The organism is Halorubrum tebenquichense DSM 14210 (genome assembly GCF_000337415.1).
In the GTDB taxonomy this organism is placed as follows: domain Archaea; phylum Halobacteriota; class Halobacteria; order Halobacteriales; family Haloferacaceae; genus Halorubrum; species Halorubrum tebenquichense.
On record NZ_AOJD01000024.1, the window covers coordinates 82478 to 101287 of the forward strand.

The 18810-nt window shown below is 70.6% G+C and carries 22 protein-coding genes; 9 read left to right on the forward strand and 13 right to left on the reverse strand.

All coding sequences use genetic code 11. From position 1 onward, the window contains the following. Positions 1–14 precede the first annotated feature (14 nt). Both C472_RS03230 and C472_RS03235 read left to right on the forward strand, forming a co-directional pair. Complete coding sequence (locus tag C472_RS03230) at positions 15–1481, forward strand: DHH family phosphoesterase (RefSeq protein WP_006628358.1); 1467 nt, start codon at positions 15–17, stop codon at positions 1479–1481. Between the two features lie 71 nt (positions 1482–1552). Then, on the forward strand, positions 1553–1756 hold the full coding sequence (locus C472_RS03235) for a hypothetical protein (protein ID WP_006628359.1): 204 nt from the start codon (positions 1553–1555) through the stop codon (positions 1754–1756). Positions 1757–1789: 33 nt separating this feature from the next. On the opposite strand, the gene C472_RS03240 is transcribed toward C472_RS03235, so the two are convergent. Further along, positions 1790–2764, reverse strand: coding sequence for a sugar phosphate nucleotidyltransferase (locus C472_RS03240; protein ID WP_006628360.1), 975 nt, complete (start codon positions 2762–2764; stop codon positions 1790–1792). A 180-nt stretch (positions 2765–2944) separates the two neighbouring features. On the opposite strand from C472_RS03240, the gene C472_RS03245 reads away from it, so the two are divergent. Beyond that, on the forward strand, positions 2945–3256 hold the full coding sequence (locus tag C472_RS03245) for a transcriptional regulator (RefSeq protein WP_006628361.1): 312 nt from the start codon (positions 2945–2947) through the stop codon (positions 3254–3256). 25 nt (positions 3257–3281) lie between these two features. Here C472_RS03245 and C472_RS03250 read toward each other — a convergent pair whose 3' ends face one another. From C472_RS03250 to C472_RS03265, 4 genes are all read right to left on the reverse strand, one after another. Continuing rightward, positions 3282–3959 (reverse strand): type 1 glutamine amidotransferase domain-containing protein, encoded by a 678-nt coding sequence (locus C472_RS03250; protein WP_006628362.1) that lies wholly within the window; start codon positions 3957–3959, stop codon positions 3282–3284. 478 nt (positions 3960–4437) lie between these two features. After that, positions 4438–5007, reverse strand: a complete 570-nt coding sequence (gene hpt / locus C472_RS03255) for a hypoxanthine/guanine phosphoribosyltransferase (protein WP_006628363.1) — start codon at positions 5005–5007, stop codon at positions 4438–4440. A gap of 482 nt (positions 5008–5489) precedes the next feature. Next, complete coding sequence (locus C472_RS03260) at positions 5490–6266, reverse strand: enoyl-CoA hydratase/isomerase family protein (RefSeq protein ID WP_006628364.1); 777 nt, start codon at positions 6264–6266, stop codon at positions 5490–5492. 78 nt (positions 6267–6344) lie between these two features. Then, the gene (locus C472_RS03265) at positions 6345–6566 is read right to left on the reverse strand and encodes a hypothetical protein (protein ID WP_006628365.1); all 222 of its coding nucleotides are present in this window, start codon (positions 6564–6566) and stop codon (positions 6345–6347) included. A gap of 138 nt (positions 6567–6704) precedes the next feature. Between C472_RS03265 and C472_RS03270 the strand changes: the two genes are divergently transcribed. After that, positions 6705–7835, forward strand: a complete 1131-nt coding sequence (locus tag C472_RS03270; RefSeq protein WP_006628366.1) for a S1C family serine protease — start codon at positions 6705–6707, stop codon at positions 7833–7835. 117 nt (positions 7836–7952) lie between these two features. Next, positions 7953–9140, forward strand: a complete 1188-nt coding sequence (aroC, locus tag C472_RS03275; RefSeq protein ID WP_006628367.1) for a chorismate synthase — start codon at positions 7953–7955, stop codon at positions 9138–9140. A gap of 40 nt (positions 9141–9180) precedes the next feature. Here aroC and C472_RS03280 read toward each other — a convergent pair whose 3' ends face one another. The 3 genes from C472_RS03280 to C472_RS03290 form a co-directional block, all read right to left on the reverse strand. After that, a complete protein-coding gene (locus C472_RS03280) occupies positions 9181–9390 on the reverse strand; it encodes a hypothetical protein (protein WP_049906256.1) in 210 nt (69 codons plus the stop codon). 75 nt (positions 9391–9465) lie between these two features. Next, positions 9466–10383: a ZIP family metal transporter gene (locus C472_RS03285; RefSeq protein ID WP_006628369.1), complete on the reverse strand. Its 918-nt coding sequence runs from the start codon at positions 10381–10383 to the stop codon at positions 9466–9468. Between the two features lie 48 nt (positions 10384–10431). Continuing rightward, complete coding sequence (locus C472_RS03290; protein WP_006628370.1) at positions 10432–10977, reverse strand: TIGR04206 family protein; 546 nt, start codon at positions 10975–10977, stop codon at positions 10432–10434. Positions 10978–11086: 109 nt separating this feature from the next. Between C472_RS03290 and C472_RS03295 the strand changes: the two genes are divergently transcribed. Continuing rightward, positions 11087–11854 (forward strand): hypothetical protein, encoded by a 768-nt coding sequence (locus tag C472_RS03295; RefSeq protein WP_006628371.1) that lies wholly within the window; start codon positions 11087–11089, stop codon positions 11852–11854. A 14-nt stretch (positions 11855–11868) separates the two neighbouring features. On the opposite strand, the gene C472_RS03300 is transcribed toward C472_RS03295, so the two are convergent. Beyond that, a complete protein-coding gene (locus tag C472_RS03300; RefSeq protein WP_006628372.1) occupies positions 11869–13209 on the reverse strand; it encodes an alkaline phosphatase family protein in 1341 nt (446 codons plus the stop codon). Between the two features lie 126 nt (positions 13210–13335). Here C472_RS03300 and C472_RS03305 point away from each other — a divergent pair, with 126 nt between their 5' ends. After that, a complete protein-coding gene (locus tag C472_RS03305; protein ID WP_006628373.1) occupies positions 13336–14307 on the forward strand; it encodes a phosphoadenosine phosphosulfate reductase family protein in 972 nt (323 codons plus the stop codon). 77 nt (positions 14308–14384) lie between these two features. Here the strand turns inward: C472_RS03305 and C472_RS03310 are convergent, their stop codons facing one another. Continuing rightward, positions 14385–15668, reverse strand: coding sequence for a saccharopine dehydrogenase family protein (locus C472_RS03310; protein ID WP_006628374.1), 1284 nt, complete (start codon positions 15666–15668; stop codon positions 14385–14387). 163 nt (positions 15669–15831) lie between these two features. Between C472_RS03310 and C472_RS03315 the strand changes: the two genes are divergently transcribed. Together C472_RS03315 and C472_RS03320 are read left to right on the forward strand one after the other, a co-directional pair. Continuing rightward, positions 15832–16095, forward strand: a complete 264-nt coding sequence (locus C472_RS03315; protein WP_049906258.1) for a hypothetical protein — start codon at positions 15832–15834, stop codon at positions 16093–16095. Beyond that, positions 16088–16303, forward strand: coding sequence for a hypothetical protein (locus C472_RS03320; RefSeq protein WP_049906260.1), 216 nt, complete (start codon positions 16088–16090; stop codon positions 16301–16303). Before C472_RS03315 ends, C472_RS03320 begins: the two co-directional genes overlap by 8 nt. 141 nt (positions 16304–16444) lie before the next feature. Here C472_RS03320 and C472_RS03325 read toward each other — a convergent pair whose 3' ends face one another. The 3 genes from C472_RS03325 to C472_RS03335 all read right to left on the reverse strand — a co-directional run bounded on the left by C472_RS03325 (position 16445) and on the right by C472_RS03335 (position 18802). Then, entirely contained in the window at positions 16445–17089 is a 645-nt protein-coding gene (locus C472_RS03325) for a ribonuclease HI family protein (protein ID WP_006628375.1), read from the reverse strand. 143 nt (positions 17090–17232) lie between these two features. Next, complete coding sequence (locus C472_RS03330; protein WP_006628376.1) at positions 17233–18126, reverse strand: DUF4097 family beta strand repeat-containing protein; 894 nt, start codon at positions 18124–18126, stop codon at positions 17233–17235. After that, positions 18119–18802, reverse strand: a complete 684-nt coding sequence (locus tag C472_RS03335) for a sensor domain-containing protein (protein WP_241432945.1) — start codon at positions 18800–18802, stop codon at positions 18119–18121. The genes C472_RS03330 and C472_RS03335 overlap by 8 nt, the downstream gene beginning before the upstream one ends. Between the last annotated feature and the right edge of the window lie 8 nt (positions 18803–18810).

The window sequence follows — 18810 nt, forward strand, 5'->3', positions numbered from 1 at the left end:
CGGAAATCCCTTCAATGAGTAGTGGGGCATCCGGATCCGCGCGGACCCGGTACGCCATCCTCGGCTGTGGGAGCGTCGGTCACGCCGTCGCGGAGGAACTGACCGAGCGCGGGAAGGACGTCCTCATCCTCGACCGCGACGAGAGCCGGGTCGAAGCGCTCCGCGATCAGGACCTCAACGCGCGCGTCCAAGACATCGCCGACGCGGACGTCGTCGACGAGATCGGCGACCGCGACATCGTGTTGATCCTCGCGAGCGACGTGGAGGCGAACAAGGCGGCCGTCTCGGCGGTCCGCGAGACCGGCGGCGACCACTACGTCGTCGTCCGCGCGTCCGACCCCGTCAGCGAGGACGAACTCCGCGAGCGCGGCGCGGACGTCGTCATCAACCCCTCGACCGTGATCGCCGACAGCGCGCTCCAGTCGCTGGAGACGGGGGAGCTGGAGTACATGGCCCGACAGCTCGCGGAGATCATCGAGACCGGCGGCGACCGGATGGCGATCCTCACGCACGACAACCCCGAACCCGACTCGATCGCCTCCGCCACCGCGCTTCAGGCGATCGCCGAGGCGTTCGGCGTCGAGGCCGACATCGTCTACTCCGGCGACGTCGGCCACCAGGAGAACCGGGCGTTCGTCAACCTGCTCGGAATCGATCTGCTGGCCCGCTCGGAGGCCCCGGACCTGTCGGAGTACGGGACGGTCGCCGCGGTCGACCTCGCGAAGTCGGCCGACGAGGGCTTCGACTTCGACGTCGAGATCGACGTCTACCTCGACCACCTGGAGGCGGAGGTGCCGTTCGACGCCCGGTTCGTCGACGTGCGGACCAACGTCTCCTCGACGTCGACGATCCTCACGAAGTACCTCCAGGAGTTCGACCAGTCGCCCTCCGAGGCGGTCGCGACCGCGCTGCTGTACGGGATCCGCGCCGAGACGCTCGACTTCAAGCGGGACACGACGCCGGCGGACCTGACCGCGGCCGCGTACCTCCACCCGTTCGCGAACCACGACACGCTCGAACAGGTGGAGTCGCCGTCGATGAGCCCGGAGACGCTGGACGTACTCGCCGAGGCGATCCAGAACCGCGAGGTCCAGGGGAGCCACCTCTTCTCGACGGCGGGGTTCATCCGCGACCGCGAGGCGCTCGCGCAGGCCGCCCAACACCTCCTCAACTTAGAGGGGATCACGACGACCGCGGTGCTGGGGATCGCCGACGAGAAGATCTTCCTCGCGGCCCGCTCGAAGGACATCCGGCTGAACATCGGCAACGTCTTGGACGAGGCGTTCTCCGAGATGGGCGACGCCGCCGGCCACTCGACGCAGGGGTCGCTTTCGATTCCGCTCGGCATCTTCACCGGCATCGAGGCGAGCGGCGAGAACCGCGACACCCTCCTCCACCTCACCGAGGAGGCGGTCCGCCGGAAGCTGTTCGACGCCCTCGGCGTCGAGGGCGGGAGCGGTGACGGCTCGAACGGCTCCTGAAGGCCGTCGGCCGCCGCGTCTCGGCGGGGTCGTTTTCCGCCTCGGGAGCGTAGTGACGCCCGCGACGCCCCATGTACGTCCCCGACGACCCGCCGGCGACCTGTCCCGCCTGCGGCGACCCGTACGACTCCGTCTCGCGCCACGCGGACGGGTTCGTGGCGAACCTCCTGGATAACGAGCGCTACCAGCGGGTGTGTTTCGCGCCCGTGAGCGACGCGGGCGACCCCGCCTTGGACTGTTACCACCACACTCACGAGCAGGCGGGCACCGACTGAGCGGAGGGCTCGCAGTCCGCGGAGCCGCCCCGCTCAGAACTCGTCGCCCTCGGTGATCGAGGTGTGCGACCCGATCAGCGCGCCCGAGAGGTCGACGCCCTCCAGCGTCGCGCCCGTGTCGATCACGGAGTTCCGGACCTCCGAGTCGGTGATCGTCGCGTCCTCGAAGACGACGGTGCGGTCGAGCGTCGAGTCGGTCACCGTCGCGCCGCTCATCACGTGGACCACGTCGCCGAGGTCGCTGCCGTCGACGGTCGCGTCGTCGGCGACGAGCGTCCCGCCGTCCAAGGCGTACTCGACCGCGTCGAGGTAGCTCTCCGCGGTGCCGATGTCGAACCACGCGCCGTCGAAGGTGTAGGCGTGGACGGCCCCCCGCTGCTGGAGCCACTGGAGGAACCAGCCCGGCTCGTCCGGGTTGTTGTCGTTTTCGAGGTACGTCGTGAGCTTCGGGAGCGTCTCGGCCGGGAAGGCGTAGCAGGCGATGGAGACGAGCGTCGACTGCGGGTCGGCCGGCTTCTCCTGGAAGTCGATCACCTCGTCGCCGTCGAGTTGGACGAGGCCGTACGACTTCGCGCGCTCGCGGTCGCCCACGTCGTAGGCGGCCAGCGTCGGCGTCCCCTTGTCCTCGAAGAAGTCGGCGAAGTCGCCGAGATCGAAGCTGATCATGTTGTCGCCGGCGACGACGATCAGGTCGTCGTCGACCCCCTCGCGCTCGACGAGCTGTTCGAGCGCGCCCACGACGCCGAACTTCTCGTCCTCCTCGACGGTCTCCTCGACCGAGAGCGTCGGCTTCTCGAAGGGACTGTCGGCGAGGTACGCCGCGAACGTGTCGGCGAAGCGCTCGTTCGTCGAGACGAACACCTCGTCGACGCGGTCGTCGGCCTCCAAGTCCTCGAATATCTCGTCGATGACGGTGTTTTCCCCCACCGGGAGGAACATCTTCGGCCGGTGTTCGGTGATCGGCCAGAGCCTGGTCGCGTAACCACCCGCGAGTACGACTGCCTTCATACCGTGGCAGTCTCCCCCCGGTGACATACCTCTTGTGCCGCGCCGTCTCGCTGTCCGGTCGCGGGGCGGTCGAGTCGAAGGGCTCGGGTCCCGGCGGCCGGGTCGACGGGCCCCGATTCCCACGGTCGGATCGCGGCGACCCCGGACGGTTTTAGCCGCCGCGCCGCGAACGACTCCCCTATGGAGACGACTCGCCAACGGATCGCGGACGCGCTCCGGGAGGAGCCGCGGACCGCGAGCGACCTCGCGGCGACGCTGTCGCTGCCGACGCCGACGATATACGAACACCTCGAACACGTCTCGCAGTCGGTCGCGGACGGGGGAGGGGCCGACGGCGACGGGGCCGGGAGCGGCGACGAGGAGTTCCTCGTCGCGCCGCCGACCTGTCGCGAGTGCGGGTTCGACGGCTTCGACGACCCGGTCAACGAGCCGTCGCGGTGTCCCGAGTGTAAGTGCGAGCGGATCGAAGAGCCGGCCTTCGTGATCCGCTAACGCGGGCCGGGGGCTGGTCGCTCGCTTACAGTTCGTCGAGCAGCGTCGCGGCCGCGTCGGCCGACGAGCCCGGACCGCGCGCGGTGATCAGGTCGCCGTCGACCGTGACGCTCGTGTCGGCGTCGAGTTCGGCGTCGAACTCCGCGCCGGCGAGGACGACCTCGTCTTCCACCCAGTACGGGAGCTTCCGGCCGTCGGGCATCACGTCGTGATCGTCGACGATGTCCGCCTCCCACTCGTTCGGGAAGCCGGTGATCGAGCGCCCCTCGACGAGGGGGGTCCCGTCGGCCTCGCGGGTGAACGCGAGGATGCCGACCGCGTGACAGACGACGAGCGCGACGCTCTCCTCGCCCGCGACGGCGTCGAGCAGCAGCTGACGGGCGTGTCGGTCCTGGTTCACGTCCCAGGCGGTGCCGTGGCCGCCGGGGAAGACGACGGCGTCGTAGCCCTCGGCGTCGACCGTCGCGATCGGTTCCGGATCGTTGAGTCCGGGGTGCGTCTCGTCGACCTCGCGGAGCTCCGCGACCCGTTCTTCGCCGCCCGCGGCCTCCGGGTCGAGCGAGCGCTCGTCGACGACCGGCGGCGACCCGGACGGCGTCGCGACGGTCACGTCGACGCCCTCGGATTCGAGGGTCGTCAGCGGCTCGATACACTCCTCGGCCCAGTAGCCTTCCTCGCTCACGACGAACAGCGCGCTTGTCATGTGTGCCCCGCAGTTCGCGACCCGGTCGGAAAAGACGCCCGTGGCCGGCAGCGACGCGGGGGGACGTGTGGTTTATAAGTGGAGCTGCGGTGCGGTGGCGTCGCCGGCGGCAGCGCCGCCGGCTGTAAGAGGCGGGTTGCGCCTCTCTGCGCGCCTCCGAGCGCCCGACAGGGCGCGAGGAGCGTCGCGCGAGGGAGTCGACCGGTCGGAGCGAAGCGGAGACCGGTCGACGAGGCTGGGGAGGCGTGAGGTGCTGTGCGGCTGCGGGGCGGGACTCGAAGGGGCAGTCGCGAAGCGGTCAGAGGCGACGTAAGCACCGCAGGAACGAGCGAAGCGAGTGACGAGGAGCACAGCGAGCGTCTGACCGCTTCGCGACTGGGGCTTCGGCGGCCTCGGTCACAATATCAATTTCATCGCAGCGAGCGACCGAGACTTCAGTACTCACCGAAAAACTACACTCCGACCCGACAGTATCGACTTACTCGTCGCCCTGCGCGTCGACGATCACGACCTCGCCGTCCTCGACGGTGACGTTGATCAGCGTCTTCACGTTGTAGTCGGTGTCGTCGAGTTCGTTGGGGCCGGCCTTCTTGATCACGGCGACGACGTCGACGACCTCCGCGCCGACCTCGTCGGTGAGCGCGTCGAGGATGGCCTTCATCGTGCCGCCCGTCGAGAGCACGTCGTCTAAGACGAGGACGCGGTCGCCCTCCTCGACGTCGTTGATGTACATCTCCGACTCGGAGTAGCCGGTCTCCTGGAACAGCGGGACCTCCCCGTCGAGGCCGTACTGGCGCTTGCGGATGACGACCAGCGGGATGTCGGTCATCAAAGAGAGCGCGGTGGAGATGTGGATCCCCATCGCGGCGGGCGTGACGATCTTGTCGACGTTCTCCAGCTCCGCCTTCCGGATGATCCGGATGACGATCTCCCGGAGCAGCTCCGGTTCGAGCATGGGAACGCCGTCGCTGATCGGGTGGACGAAGTACTGGTACTCGCCTTTCTCGATGATCGGCGCGTCGAGGAGCGACTGCCGCAACTGGTCCATGTCGCGGGTACTCGGGCGGATTAATAAAGCGTGGCGGTTGCCGGATCGCGATGTGAGTCGATGCCACGACGAACGCGTGCGAACGGCGTGCGACCGAGACGCGACAGCGACCCTCCGCGAAGCGCCGACTGCGAGGCGATACGGAGCCGCTCTCGTCACAACAGGGGCCGCCGAAGCCCCGGCGGCGAGGATTCGATGCGCTCGCTGCGGTCCTCAGTCGCTCGCTTCGCTCGCCCCCTGCGGTCCTTACGTCGCGCGTCTTCGTCCTCGCGGCCGCCCCTTCGAGTCCCGCCCCGCACAGCAACCGCACCTCACACCTCCCCAGCCGCGCGGTTCACTCGGGGCTCCCTCCGGTCGCCCTCTCGTTCACCGCGTCCCTCGCGCGTGCCCCTCGCGGCCGCCTTCGGCGGCACGCTCGGCGGCACGCGCCACCGCGGATCGGTTTATAAGCAATCTCGGTCCGGCTTCCGGGGTGCCGGTCCTCACTCGAACTCCGGCTCGCGCTTCTCTACGAACGCCTCCATCCCCTCGCGCTGGTCGTGCGTCCCGAACAGACCGGCCCACGCCCGTCGTTCGAGGGCGAGTCCGGTCGCCGCCGAGCCGTCGCCGGCCGCGTTGAGCGCCTCCTTCGCGGCCCGCATCGCGGTCGCCGGCTTCGCGGCCAGCTCGCCCGCCAGCTCGTCGATCCGGTCGTCGAAGGCGTCGTCGGCGACGACCTCGCCGACGAAGCCGACCTCGGCCGCCTCCGCGGCGTCGATCCGCTCGCCGAGGAAGATCAGCCGCCGCGCGACCTCGTCGCCGACGAGCGCCGGGAGGCGCTGCGTGCCGCCCCAGCCGGGGATGATGCCCAGATCGATCTCGGTCTGTCCGAGCACCGCGCTCTCGGCGGCGACCCGGAGGTCGCAGGCGAGCGCGAGCTCGCAGCCGCCGCCGAAGGCGTACCCGTCGACCGCGGCGATCGTCGGCGCGGGGAACGTCTCGATCGCGTCCGCGACGCGGTGGCCGAGTTCGGCGTACGCCTGCGCCTCCGGCGTCGAGAGGTCGACCATGTGGGAGATGTCCGCGCCGGCGACGAACGCGTCGTCGCCCGCGCCGGCGACCACGAGGGCCCGCGCGTCGCGGTCGGCCGCCTCGTCGAGCGCGTCCTCGATCGCTTCGAGCGTCTCGGCGGTGAGCGCGTTGAGCTGTTCGGGTCGGTCGACGGTGATCGTCGCGACGCCGCGGTCGTCGACGTCGAACGCGATGGGCTCGCTGCTCATACGCGTCCCGTCGGAGGGTAGGATGAAAACGGTTCGGCAGGCGGAACCGCTTCCGCGGTCGGGGCCCCGGCTCGGCCGTCAGACCTCTTCGCGGCTGTCGATCCCGGTGTAGATGAACCACGCCGTCGTGTACACGCCGACGAAAAGCAGGTAGCCGACGACGAGACCGCCGAGCTGTCGGCTCGCGAGGCCGCCGGGAAGCGTCCGCGAGAGGATTCCGAGCGCGATGACGAAGACGAGCAGCGAGAACAGCCCGGACAGGGCGTACACGCCGAGATCGGAGGTGAGACGATCGCGCACGCCTCCAGCAACGGTGTCCCGTTACATACTTCCATCGGTTGCGGGCCGAGCGAGGGGCGAGCGAACGCGACGACCCCCGGTTCCATCGGCGCGCGAACGGGCGGATCGCTTAACTCTCCGAGAATCCCGTTGGATACCATGGGACACACCCGACGCGAACTCCTCGTGGCGGGCGGGATCGCGGGGGCCGCCGCCGCGTCCGGCTGCCTCGGGCGGGCCGGCGGGACGAACGGTGAGGGCGGGACCGACGCGTCGACTCCGGCGGCCGACACGCCCGTCGACGACCCGGCGAACGCGGGCTACGCGGAGGTGTACGACGCGGTCGCGCCGTCCGTCGCGCGGGTCCAGACCTACGTCAAGAGCCGCGAGACGGTCTTCGGTCCCGCGGAGGGCGGGGAGGCCGGACAGGGATCCGGCTTCCGCTACGACGACCGCCACCTCGTCACGAACGACCACGTCATCGGCGACCCGGACACGGTCAGGGTACAGGGCGCGGACGACGGCTGGCTGGACGCGAGCGTCGTCGGACGCGACCCGTACAGCGACCTCGCGGTCCTCGAACTCGACGGCGACCTCCCCGGCGACCCCCTCCCGGTGGCGACGGACCTCCCCGAGATCGGCACGGAGGTGCTCGTCGTCGGCGCGCCCCTGGGACTGGAGGGGTCGGCGACGCGGGGGATCGTCAGCGGACGGAACCGGACGATCCCCGCCTCGTCGACCGCGCGGGGGCGCTTCTCGATCGCGGACGCGATCCAGACGGACGCCGCCCTGAACCCCGGCAACAGCGGCGGCCCGATCGTCACCCTCGACGGGACCGTCGTCGGCGTCGCAACCGCGACCCGGGGCGAGAATCTCGGATTCGGCGTCTCCGCCCGACTGGTGAATGAGGTCGTGCCGGAGCTGATCGCCTCCGGGAGCTACGAGCACTCCTACCTCGGCGTGGGCGTCCGGGAGGTCGACCCCCTGCTGGCGGCGGGCAACGACCTCCCCGAGGCGCGCGGCGTGTACGTCACGGAGGTCGTCGACGGCGGCCCCGCCGACGGCGTCCTCCGCGGCGCGAGCGGCGAGACGACCGTCGAGGGCGCGACCGTTCCGACCGGCGGCGACACCATCGTCTCGCTCGACGAGACGGAGGTGGCCGAGAACGCCGACCTCTCGCAGTACCTCGCCTTACAGACCCGTCCGGGCGACACGGTCTCGGTCGGGATCGTCCGCGACGGGAGCGAGGAGACGGTGGACGTGACGCTCGGCGAGCGACCGGAGCCGTGAGCGGCGGGTGACGGCGGCGGCCGGAACAGCGATCGGGAGCGGCGACGCGTCCGGGTCCGCGGCCGGTGCGGTTGCGCGGATTGCAACCCATATATGCCCCCGGCCACACGTGACGGTATGAACGGGAACCGGTTCGGCCGACTCTTCCAGCTGACGACCTACGGCGAGAGCCACGGCGACGCGATGGGCGTCACCGTCTCCGGCGTGCCCGCCGGCGTCGAACTCGACGAGGAGGCCATTCAGGCGCAGCTCGACCGGCGCAAGCCGGGCCAGTCGATGATCACCACCTCCCGGGGCGAGCCCGACGAGGTCGTCGTCAACTCCGGCGTCCAGGACGGCTACACCACCGGCACGCCGATCGGCATGGTGATCCAGAACAAGGACGCGCGCTCGGGGAAGTACGAGCCGTACGTCACCGCGCCGCGCCCCTCGCACGGCGACTACACCTACTCCGCGAAGTTCGGCACGCGCAACTGGGGCGGCGGCGGGCGCTCCTCGGCGCGCGAGACGGTGAACTGGGTCGCGGCGGGCGCGGTCGCCGAGCAGGTCCTCGACGCCTCCGACCACGACGTCGAGATCAAAGCGCACGTCAACCGGATCGGCGACGTGGAGGCCGACGACGTGCCGTTCGAGCAGATCCTCGACCGCTCGGAGGAGAACGACGTGCGCTGTGCCGACCCCGACGCGGCCGCCGAGATGCAGGAGCTGATCGAGGAGTACCAGGAGCGGGGCGACTCCATCGGCGGCTCTATCTACTTCGAGTGCCGCGGCGTCCCGCGAGGACTCGGTTCGCCGCGGTTCGACAGCTTCCCCGCCCGGCTCGGGCAGGCGATGTTCTCCATCCCGGCGACGACGGGCGTCGAGTACGGATTGGGGAGGGACGCGACCGACGTGGCCGGCAGCGAGCGCAACGAAAACTGGACGTTCGACGACGGCGAGTCGTTCGATCACGTCGAGAGCGACGAGGGCGACCCGGTCCCCGTCGGCAACGACCACGGCGGGCTACAGGGCGGAATCACCACCGGCGAGCCGATCTACGGCGAGGCGACGTGGCACGCGCCGACCTCGATCCCGAAGAAGCAGCGGTCGGCCGACTGGGAGACGGGCGAGGAGAAGGAGGTACAGGTCGTCGGCCGCCACGACCCCGTCCTCCCGCCGCGGGCCGTGCCCGTCGTCGAGGCGATGCTGTACTGTACGGTCCTCGATTTCATGCTCCTGGCCGGCCGAATCAACCCGGACCGGGTCGACGGGAACCCGGGGCAGTACGACACCGACTACCACCCGAGCAGCCCGGACAACGAGTAGGCTCCGGAGCGGGTGAGTCGCCGCCGTCAGGCCCGGCCGGTCACTCCTCCGGCGACCACTCGCAGGCGTTTCCGGCGGGCAGACCGCGCTCGTCGACGTACGCGGAGAGGCACGCGTAGTTACAGAAGTACGCCGGCGACCCGCAGTCGTCGTCGCAGTCGCGGACGCAGATCGGGTCGTGGGCGAAGATCGGCGACTCGCAGTAGGCGCACGTCTCGTCGGCGTCGGGAGTGGAACCGGTCGTAGACATGCCCGGGCCGACGGACCGCTCCATCGAAAGCGTTTCGCGGACGCGTGTGGGCTGCGTCTCGGCGTATCGCCGCTCTCATACCGTCACGACGGCGTCGACGACGACGAGCAGCACGAACCCGACGAGGAACGCCGCGGTCGCGGCGTCCGCGTGGCCGTGGCCGTGCGAGGAGGGGATCAGTTCGCGGAACACGACCGCGAGCATCGCGCCCGCCGCGAAGCCGGAGGCGACGGGGAACAACCCGGTCGAGAGGCCGACGAGCCAGAACCCGAACGCGGACGCGACGACCTGCGGGACGAACCCGGAGAGCGCGGTGTACCAGAGCACGCGGCCGCTCGACATCCCCGTCTCGGCCATCGGCACCGCGAACGCGAACCCGTCAGGGACGTTCTGGAGTCCGATCACGATCGCGAGCACCAGCGCGACCTCGTCCAGCCCGGACGCGAACGCGACGCCGATCGCCAACCCCTCGGGCGCGTTGTGGAGGGTGATCGCCCCGCCGATCAGCAGCGCCTTCCGGAGCGTCGACTCGCGCTCGGCGTCCCCGGTCGTCTCGGCCGCCTCGGCGACGGCGGCCGTCCCCTCCGCGTCCCCGGTCGTCGCGGCCGCGCTCGCCGCCGCGCCGTCGGTCGCGTCCGCGACCGGATCGGCCGCGGGGAAGTCCATCGCCACAGCGTCCTCCCCGGTGGCACCCCCTTCGGGGATCCACTCCCGGTACTGCGCGTGGAGGTGCGGAATGAGGTAGTTGCCGCCGAGCAGGGCGAACCCGCCGACGAACAGTCCGCTCATCACCGCCGTTAGGGACCCCGACTCCAGTCCGGGTATCACGAGGCCGAACACGCTGGCGGCGATCATCAGCCCGGCGGCGAGTCCGAGCGCGGCGTCGTAGGTGCGGTGCGTCACTCGCGCCCGGAAGAAGACGGGGACCGCACCGAGGGCGGTGACGAGGCCGGCGGCGCTCGTCACGGCCAGCATCGTCGTGAACGTCGTCATGGGATCCGCATCCCCGTACGGGGGGATAAAAGGGCCGACCCGGACCGGTCACGCCGCGACGATCCGCCGGAGGTCGGCACCGTACGCGACGAGCCCGACCGCGAGCGTCGCGAGCGCGCCGACGGGGAGGACCGCCAGCCAGCCGGCGGTCGCGCCGACGCCGAAGCGCACGCCGAGCCCCGCGGCGACCCAGAGGGTCGCGGCCGCCGCGAGCGCCAGCAGCCCGCCCGTCACCCGCCGGTCCTCGCGCCCGAACGCGACCCCGGCCGTGGCGCTGGCGGCCGCGATCAGGTGGAAGCCGACCGCGAGCGGCCACGCCCGGATCGACGGCGGCAGCGTCGCGAACGGCCGCGGCTGGTCGAGGAAGTACGCCCACACCGGATAGCCGGTGACCCCGGCCGCTCCGTCGCCGCCGAGCGTCACGAACCCCCAGAGGCTCACCAGCGTCGCGTCGCCTTCGCCCGGAACGACGGCCATCGGAACCGCGAGCAGCCCGGCGACGAGGAGCCACTCGACGCGACTGCTGGTCGGTCCGGAACGCGAGTCGGCGGACGACTCCGCGGTCGCCGCCCCGATGTCGTTCGGTCTCTCCATACGACCGGTTCGACGCCCGAGGGTAAGTATGGTCGGAGCCCGGAGTCGAACGCGTCGCAGTCTTCCCCGCCCCCGTTAGGTGTAACCCGTCGCCGCCCGTACCGCGCGTGTGAACACCGACGACGGCGGTCACTACGACGCGGCGGTCGACGCGCTGGCGGTCCGGGAGTACGAGCGCGCGGGGAACCGCTACACCCGCGGCGGCCGGCGCGTCCTCGCCGACCCGCGGCCGGAGGTCGACCCCTTCGAACCCGACGAGAAGGGGTGGATCGGACAGGGGCTCCAGCAGCTGCTCGCGGCCGCGGTCGCGTACCGGGTCGCGGGCGCGGACGGCCGGGCGACCCAGCGCGCGGTCGAGGGGATCGCCGCGAGCCGCGACTTCGAGACGGTCCTCCGGAGACCGGGACAGGCGGCCTGTCTCGCCGAGTTCGTCGCCGACTTCCGGGTCGCGGGCAACCTCGACGGGGCCGCGGCGGCGTACGACGCGGCCGCCGAGCGCTACGCGGCCGCGGGCGAGGCGACCGACTCGCCGCAGGCGCTCGCGACGACGCCGCTGTTCGAGTCGGCGGCCGCGACGATCAAGCAGGTCGCTCGCGGGCAGGCGGACGGCGAGATCGCGATCAAGTGGGAAGATCTCCACGGGTCGGACCCGAGCCGCCCGGGCGAGTTCCTCGCGCACCGCGCTCGGGTCAAGAAGCAGCGGTTCGCGGGGCTCGTGGAGCGCGCCGTCGACGACGGCCACCTCGCCGCGCCCCGCGGGACGACGGAGTACAACAACGAGGGACACGAGTGTCCGAACTGCGGGTCGAACCACGTGAACTGGGCGGGCACCGGAATCCTCTGTCTGCGGTGTTCGACGCCGACCGAGACGCGCTGACTCGCGAAAGCCGTCTACGAGATGAGGCTCTCGCCGTCGAACTCGGCGTCGACGTCGACGTCCATGAGATCGAGGACCGTCGGCGTCACGTCGAAGAGGTTGGCGTCGGTCAGGTCGAGGTCGGGTTCGGTCGAGTACAGCAGCGAGTTCTCGAACTTGTGCATCCCGTTTCGGGGGCCCTCGGTGAACACCGCCTCCTTGCCGCCGAAGCCGGACTTGAGGTCGAACCCGTCGGCGGGGATGACGACCAGGTCGGGCGCGATCCCGTCGTGGTCGCCGTCGAAGACGGTCTCGCCTTTCACGATCCGCCGGCACACCTGCCGGCCGTCGGGGCCGGTGAGCGATTCGAGATCCTCGATGAGCTCCTCGCGCGTCTCCTCGTACTCGTCCTCGGGGACGATGCCGTTCGGCTCGCGGCCCTCTAGGTTGAGATAGAACCGTCCGGGGATGAGCGAGTACGCGCGGGTCTCGTCGTCGATGTCGGTCAGCGAGTCGTGGTCGTCGTCCGCGTAGGAGAGCCAGCCCTCGTCGGCGAGGAACTCGTTACAGTTCACCTCGTGGGTCAGCTCCGTGAACCCGTGGTCGGAGGCGACGATCAGGGTGGTGTCGTCGTCGAGCGCGTCGCGGATCTCGCCGAGGTAGCCGTCGAGGGTGCGGTAGAACTCGAGGAACTCCTCTTTGTACTCGCCGTCGTTGGCGTAGTCGCCGAACAGGAAGTGGTTCACGCGGTCGGTGCTCATGAAGACGCCGAAGAAGAGGTCCCAGTCGTCCTCGGCGAGGTAATGGGAGAACGCGTCGTAGCGGGCGTCCAGCGTCGCGTGGGCGTTCTCGATGAACTCCGTCTTGTCGTCGTGGCCGAGTTTGGCGTTGACGTCGATCCGGTAGTCGAAGCCGTCGAGCGTCTCCCGGACCGACTCGTCGCTCGCGGCCGCGTCGAGGTCGGGCGAGAGGAATCCGGAGGCCATCCGCTGGACCCGCGTCGACGGCGGGAACGTGACGGGGACGTTGAGGACCGTCGCGTCGCGGCCGGCGTCGGTGACGCGGTCCCACAGGCGGGTCGCCTTCACGTGGCGACCCAGCGGGACGTACGTCTCGTAGGAGTCGACCTCGCGGTCCTGAAACCCGTACACGCCCGTCTCGCCGGGGTTCACGCCGGTCGTGAGGCTCGGCCAGCACGCGCTCGACTCGGGCGGCACGATGCTCTCCAACCGCCCGCCGGTGCCGGTCTCGGCGATGTCGGTCAGGTTCTCGAAGACGTCGGGGTGGTCCTCGACGAGGTCGAGCGGTACGCCGTCGATCCCGAGGAAGACGACGCGGCCGGCGTCGTCGCCGCGGAGCCGATCGAACAGACCCATGGGCGGCCGTTCTCTGGCGGCGGTCATATCCCTTGTGTTCCGGCGAATTCCGCCGTCTGCTCGGTGTGCCGGCGAGCGGGGCGGATTCAGAAGGCCTATTGGCCCTGACGGCGACAGTTCCGCCGTATGAGCGACGACTTCCCGGCGAGCGTCGACGTCGATTACACCGACGGGGAAGGGGAGGCCCCCGACGACTACCCGTCGATCCAGCACAAAATCGAGAAGGCGGTCGAAGTCACCCGCCGCGGTCTCGAACAGTACGACAACCCCGCGGTGATGTGGACGGGCGGGAAGGACTCCACGCTGACGCTGTACTTCATCAACCAGGTCGCCGAGGAGTACGGCTACGAGAAGCCGACCGCGGTGTTCATCGACCACTTCCAGCACTTCGACTCGATCACCGACTTCGTCGAGCACTGGGCCGACGAGTGGGACATCGAGCTGGTGTACGCCCGCAACGACGACGTGGGCGCGTACGTCGAGGAACACGGGCTCGAACCCGGCGACGACATCCCCGTCGACGCGCTGTCTGAACACAACCAGCACCACATCCGGGAGATCCTCGAATACGAGGAGGACTCGTTCCCGTTCCTGCTCGACACCTACGTCGGGAACCACCTGCTGAAGACGGTCGCCTTGAACGACGCCCTCGAAGAGTACGACATCGACGGCGTCATCTCGGGCGTCCGCTGGGACGAACAGGAGGCCCGCGCCGACGAGACGTTCTTCTCGCCGCGCCACGACCCGGACCTGTTCCCGCCGCACGACCGCATCCAGCCCATCCTCCAGTTCGCCGAGGCCGACGTCTGGGACGCGTTCTGGAACTTCGTCGTGCCGGACACGGTCGACGCGTTCCCCGACGAGGGACACATCCCGCAGGCCGACGACGACCTCCCCGAGGGCGTCACCCAAGAGGACGTCCCCATCTCGCCGAAGTACTTCGCCGGCTTCCGCTCGCTCGGCAGCGAGGTCAGCACGGAGAAGACGACCGAGGAGCCCGCGTGGCTCCAGAACCTCGAGGACACGACCGAACGCGCCGGCCGCGCCCAGGACAAAGAGGACCTGATGGAGCGCCTGCGCGACCTCGGCTACATGTGATCGCCGCCGGGAACTGATCTACTCCAATCGTTCTTTTCGCGACTCGTCCCGATCTACTGCCGACCAGCGACCGGCGATCAGCGACCGCTCTCAGTTGTATCGCCCGCCGACGGCTCGCCCACCGACGCGGTGAACCCGACCTCGCGGAGTCGCTCCGCGAGCGGGAGCCCGATCCCCGACGCCGGCGTCAACACGCCGCCGTCGAACGGAGAGTCGACCTCGTCGCGCGCCAGACACACAGCGGACTCGCCGAGCATCCGCGCGGTCGCGCCGTAGCCGGGGTCGCGGTCGGCACCGAACTCGGCCTCGACCGTGAACGGACCCTCCGTGGCCGTCCCGCGCCCGAGGAGGCGGATGCGAAAGTGGCCCGCTTCGGCCTCTTCCCGCGTGGGTCCCTCCCCCGGGTCGGGGAAGACGTGTCGACGGAGCGCCGAGCGGACGGGACCGATCGACATCGCGGCGGAGAACGCGCCGAGACCGCCGGCGACGAGCCCCGCCGTCGTCGCGCCCCGCAGCCCCTCGCCGGTCGGAACGACCTCTGAACACCGGAACTCGCGGCCCCACGGGTAGCCGAGGAGGGCGTTGCTCCGCCGGATCACCCGCTCGTTCACCGACGCCATCGGCGACGGGGCGGTCCACGCTCCGCGGAGCGGATCCCGCCGCGGCCGCCGCTGCTCGCCCGGGTCGACGCCGCTCCGCTCGCCCGCGGGGGCCAGCGAGTAAGGGTTCCGGAGCGTCTCCCGCGCGAGGGGGTCGGTCGCGGCTGCCTCGAACAGTTCGCCGAAGCTCGCGAGCGTGCCGCCGCTGACGCTCCCGCTGCCGCCTTCGAGGTAGATTCGGACCGTCTCACAGGGCGCGTCGAACGTCTCTGCCGCGAACGACTGGACGAGCAGCGTCCCGAGATCGGCCGGCACGGAGTCGAAACCGCAGCTGTGAACGATCCGGGCGCTGGAGTCGACTGCGGCCTCGTGGAACCGGTCGACCGTCTCGCGCACCCAGTTCACCTCGCCGGTGAGGTCGCAGTAGTCGGTGCCGGCCTCGACGCAGGCCTCGACGAGCGGCGTCCCGAGTCGGGTGTACGGGCCGACCGTCGTACAGACGACGCGCGTCTCCCGAGCGATCGCCCGCAGGCTCTCCGCGTCGGTCGCGTCGCCAACGACGACCGGCACGTCGTCCCACGCGTCGCTGCGGCCGGCGAGGTCGGCGGCGACCGCGTCGAGCTTTCCGCGGTCCCGCCCGCCGATCGCCAGCGCGAGGTCGTCCGGCCCGTAGCGCTCGGTGAGGTACTCGGCGGTGAACCGCCCCGCGACTCCGGTCGCTCCCCACACCACGACGTCGTACGTCGGATCGGCGTCGGTCATTCACCGACCCTACGCGGCGACCGCGCTAAACTCCCGGGGTCGCGGGCCTCCCGCCCTGCCCGCGCGCGTCGTGAACGCGCCGACTCGATTCGGCGGCGAGCGCGGCGTCGCCGACGGCTCGCGGCGCGCTACCTCTTTACATGACCGGCCGTAAGGGGTACGCATGGCCGTTGGCACCCGGTTATCACTACAGCTCGCCGACTTCGGCACCCGCTCGCTCGTCACGCACAGCCTCATGGCGCTGGGGTTCGTCGGGGCCGTCGTCACGGGACTGTTCGTCGAGGGACAGGTAGGCACCATCTCGATGGCGGCGTTCATCAACTTCACCGCCGGGCTGTGGATCTCGCAGTCGATCCACTCGCTCGGCAACGCCGCCACCGAAGACGAGTATCAGGGCGTCCTCAAAGAGTTGTTAGACCGTGTCTAGCGACGTCGAACCCGGCATCGACGCCGGCCGGTTCGGGCGGATCCTCCTGCTCGTCGGCTTCGTCACGACCGTCTTCCTGTTCCTCACCGCGAACCGACTGACCGGCGACGCCTTCCGCATCGGCGCTGTCGCCATCGGCATGGTCGGACTGATCACCGCGATCATCGGCTTCCTCGTCGCCGCCGGCAGCGCGGTCGACGCCTCCTGACCCCGCCCCGGACGCGTTCCGCCGATCGCGTCGCCGGTGCGGTTCGGGGACGAGTTCGACCCCTCCTCGACGTCGGTCGCCGCCTCTCAGCCGGTCGGCGGGTGGTCCGGGGCGCTTCAGGCACCCGCGCTCGCGGGCCGGTCACGGACCGAGCGCGGCGATGTCCGCGCCGACGGCGGCGCGGGCGTCGGCCGGGTTCGGGTCGCTGTCGGCCAGGTGCGTCCACTCGCAGGCGGGGAGCGCCGCGAGGCGCTCGCGGATCCCCGGCCTGTACGGCGCGGCCGCGGCGAACTCCTCCGCGTCGCCCCAGACGTCGTCGATGACGGTCCGCGAGTCGATCCGGACCTCGACGGCCGCCGGCTCCCACCGCGCCGCCAGCGCTTCGAGGCCGAGGTGGAGCGCCGCGTACTCCGCGGTGTTGTTCTCCGAGCGCGCCCCCACCGGTCGACCGAGTCTCACAGTCGGCCCGTCGGCCGCTCGGAGCACCGCGCCCGCGCCGGCCGGTCCGGGGTTCCCGCGGGAGCTTCCGTCGACGTAGAGGACGACCTCGTCGCCGGTCGCCCCGGGGCGGTCGTCCGCCGCCGCGTGGGGGTCGGCGGCGAGCACCTCCTCGGCGGCGCGTCGGATCTCCCCGTCCGCGGTCTCCGGGTCGAACAGCCCGCCGTACCCGGAGACGGCACCGTCGATGGCGTCTATCGCGGGGCCGATCTCGTAGCCGTACCGGGCGAGCACCTCGTCGACCCGGGCGGCGAGCGGCGAGAGCGTCCCGGTGGGGAGTCGGTCCACGCTACGCCCCGCCCGAGCGTCGCCTTTCGCGTCTGTCCATCGTTCTCATCACGGTTAGCAGGCACAAAAAGCCGATGACGACGACGCCGCGGGCACCGTTCACGCAGACGACGCCGCAACCGCCGGTGGCGGCGTCGTCGTGATCACGCCCAAATCGTGACATCGCCGTCGTTCGTCCGCGCCGTCAGGACGGCTTCGCCGTCGTTGACGCCCGCCCGTAATCGGGTCTCCGTTCGCTCGTGGATCCGGAACGACGAGTCGGCGTCCGTCACGCTGACCTCGCCGTCGCGCGTGCGAGCGGTGAGCGCCGCGCTCAGCTCGTCGCCGAGACGAAGCGAGAGGTCGCCGTCCGACGACTCGACGACCGCGTCCGAGACCGCGGCAGGCACGTCGGCGAACACGTCGCCGTCTCGCGTCCGGAGCGTCTCGACGCGAGCGGGGTCTCCGACGCGGATCGTCCCGTCGTTCGTCGTCGCGGACACGGGTCCGCCGGTGCCGTCGACGCTGACGTCACCGTCCCGTGACTCGACGGCCACCGCGCCGCGCGCGTCGGTGACGGCGACGTCACCGTCCGACGTGACGAGCGTCGCTCCGTCCGGGACCGAGGTCGCGTGAACGTCTCCGTCGGTCGTATGAAGCCGGTCCACGGCCACGTTCGGCGGGGCGTGGACCTCGACGTCGACTCGCCCTCCGCCGAAACCGAAGATCCGCGGCTCGTTCGTAGTCACCTCCAGCCGGTCGTCGTCGACTCGCACCGTCGCGTCGAGTTCGTCGAGCGAGACGCCGCCGAGCGCGCGTTTCCGAGCGACGACCTCGATATCGTCGCGAGGCTCGCTGCGGAACGCGACGTCACCGGTGGCGTCCGAGACCGTGAGCGTCGACACCGTTGACGGGTCGACGGTCCGCCGCTCAGCCGTCGTTCTGCGCTCGGCGTCGACGACTGCTCCGCAGCCGGCGAGGACGCCGCTCAGCGCGACGCCGCCCGCGGCGAGCAGTCGGCGACGCGTCGTCGCGTTCGCTGTCGGCTCGTCAGTCATCGGCGGCCCCCGCGGAGTTCACCGTGCCGCCGAGGAGGGCCCCGGTGAGGAACCCGCCGAACCGTGCGACGCCGTTGAGCACGTGGAGCGATGCGAGGAGGACGAAGAGCCCGAGGCCGGCACCGGCGACCGCCTCCCGCAGCGTGTCCACCACGTACGGACCGATCGTGTAGGTCACGCCGGCGGCGTCGTAGAACGCCGGCAGCGAGAGCAGCGAGACCGCCACGGCGAAGGCGGTGACGAGGGCGGTGAACGCGACGATGCCGTAGACGAACTTGAGGCCCACCAGCAGGAGGCCGGTCCAAGTCGTCGGCGCGGTCAGGACGCGCTTCGCAGTTCCGAGCGCCTCATCGACCGAACCGAAGGCGAGTTCCACCTCGGACGGCGCGCCGTCGATGTCGACGTCGAGGAGCCACTCGGCGAGTCGACGCTCGAACGAACCGATGCCGAGCGTCACGAGGAGCGTCGCGAGGACGATCGGGACGCCGGCGAGCGTCACGAGCAGCCCGAGGCCGGTCGAGAGCCCGGTCGTGACGAGCGTGAAGTAGGCGATCCCCAGCGGGAACGCCAACAGCAGGTACGCGAGGTTGCGGTACGTCTGTCCGTCGAACGGCACACCGACGAAGCGCGCGAGCGCCTCGCCCGGTGAGCGTGGGGACCAACTGTGGTCGCTCATGCCGTACT

What these genes read in the sequence shown, in the direction of transcription:
- C472_RS03280 (WP_049906256.1), bottom strand. Translation starts at nt 9,390, where the DNA reads ATGTCTACGACCGGTTCCACTCCCGACGCCGACGAGACGTGCGCCTAC.
- C472_RS03285 (WP_006628369.1), bottom strand. Translation starts at nt 10,383, where the DNA reads ATGACGACGTTCACGACGATGCTGGCCGTGACGAGCGCCGCCGGCCTC.
- C472_RS03260 (WP_006628364.1), bottom strand. Translation starts at nt 6,266, where the DNA reads ATGAGCAGCGAGCCCATCGCGTTCGACGTCGACGACCGCGGCGTCGCG.
- C472_RS03290 (WP_006628370.1), bottom strand. Translation starts at nt 10,977, where the DNA reads ATGGAGAGACCGAACGACATCGGGGCGGCGACCGCGGAGTCGTCCGCC.
- C472_RS03240 (WP_006628360.1), bottom strand. Translation starts at nt 2,764, where the DNA reads ATGAAGGCAGTCGTACTCGCGGGTGGTTACGCGACCAGGCTCTGGCCG.
- C472_RS03305 (WP_006628373.1), top strand. Translation starts at nt 13,336, where the DNA reads ATGAGCGACGACTTCCCGGCGAGCGTCGACGTCGATTACACCGACGGG.
- C472_RS03270 (WP_006628366.1), top strand. Translation starts at nt 6,705, where the DNA reads ATGGGACACACCCGACGCGAACTCCTCGTGGCGGGCGGGATCGCGGGG.
- hpt (WP_006628363.1), bottom strand. Translation starts at nt 5,007, where the DNA reads ATGGACCAGTTGCGGCAGTCGCTCCTCGACGCGCCGATCATCGAGAAA.
- C472_RS03250 (WP_006628362.1), bottom strand. Translation starts at nt 3,959, where the DNA reads ATGACAAGCGCGCTGTTCGTCGTGAGCGAGGAAGGCTACTGGGCCGAG.
- C472_RS03230 (WP_006628358.1), top strand. Translation starts at nt 15, where the DNA reads ATGAGTAGTGGGGCATCCGGATCCGCGCGGACCCGGTACGCCATCCTC.
- C472_RS03235 (WP_006628359.1), top strand. Translation starts at nt 1,553, where the DNA reads ATGTACGTCCCCGACGACCCGCCGGCGACCTGTCCCGCCTGCGGCGAC.
- aroC (WP_006628367.1), top strand. Translation starts at nt 7,953, where the DNA reads ATGAACGGGAACCGGTTCGGCCGACTCTTCCAGCTGACGACCTACGGC.
- C472_RS03315 (WP_049906258.1), top strand. Translation starts at nt 15,832, where the DNA reads ATGGCCGTTGGCACCCGGTTATCACTACAGCTCGCCGACTTCGGCACC.
- C472_RS03335 (WP_241432945.1), bottom strand. Translation starts at nt 18,802, where the DNA reads ATGAGCGACCACAGTTGGTCCCCACGCTCACCGGGCGAGGCGCTCGCG.
- C472_RS03300 (WP_006628372.1), bottom strand. Translation starts at nt 13,209, where the DNA reads ATGGGTCTGTTCGATCGGCTCCGCGGCGACGACGCCGGCCGCGTCGTC.
- C472_RS03245 (WP_006628361.1), top strand. Translation starts at nt 2,945, where the DNA reads ATGGAGACGACTCGCCAACGGATCGCGGACGCGCTCCGGGAGGAGCCG.
- C472_RS03330 (WP_006628376.1), bottom strand. Translation starts at nt 18,126, where the DNA reads ATGACTGACGAGCCGACAGCGAACGCGACGACGCGTCGCCGACTGCTC.
- C472_RS03310 (WP_006628374.1), bottom strand. Translation starts at nt 15,668, where the DNA reads ATGACCGACGCCGATCCGACGTACGACGTCGTGGTGTGGGGAGCGACC.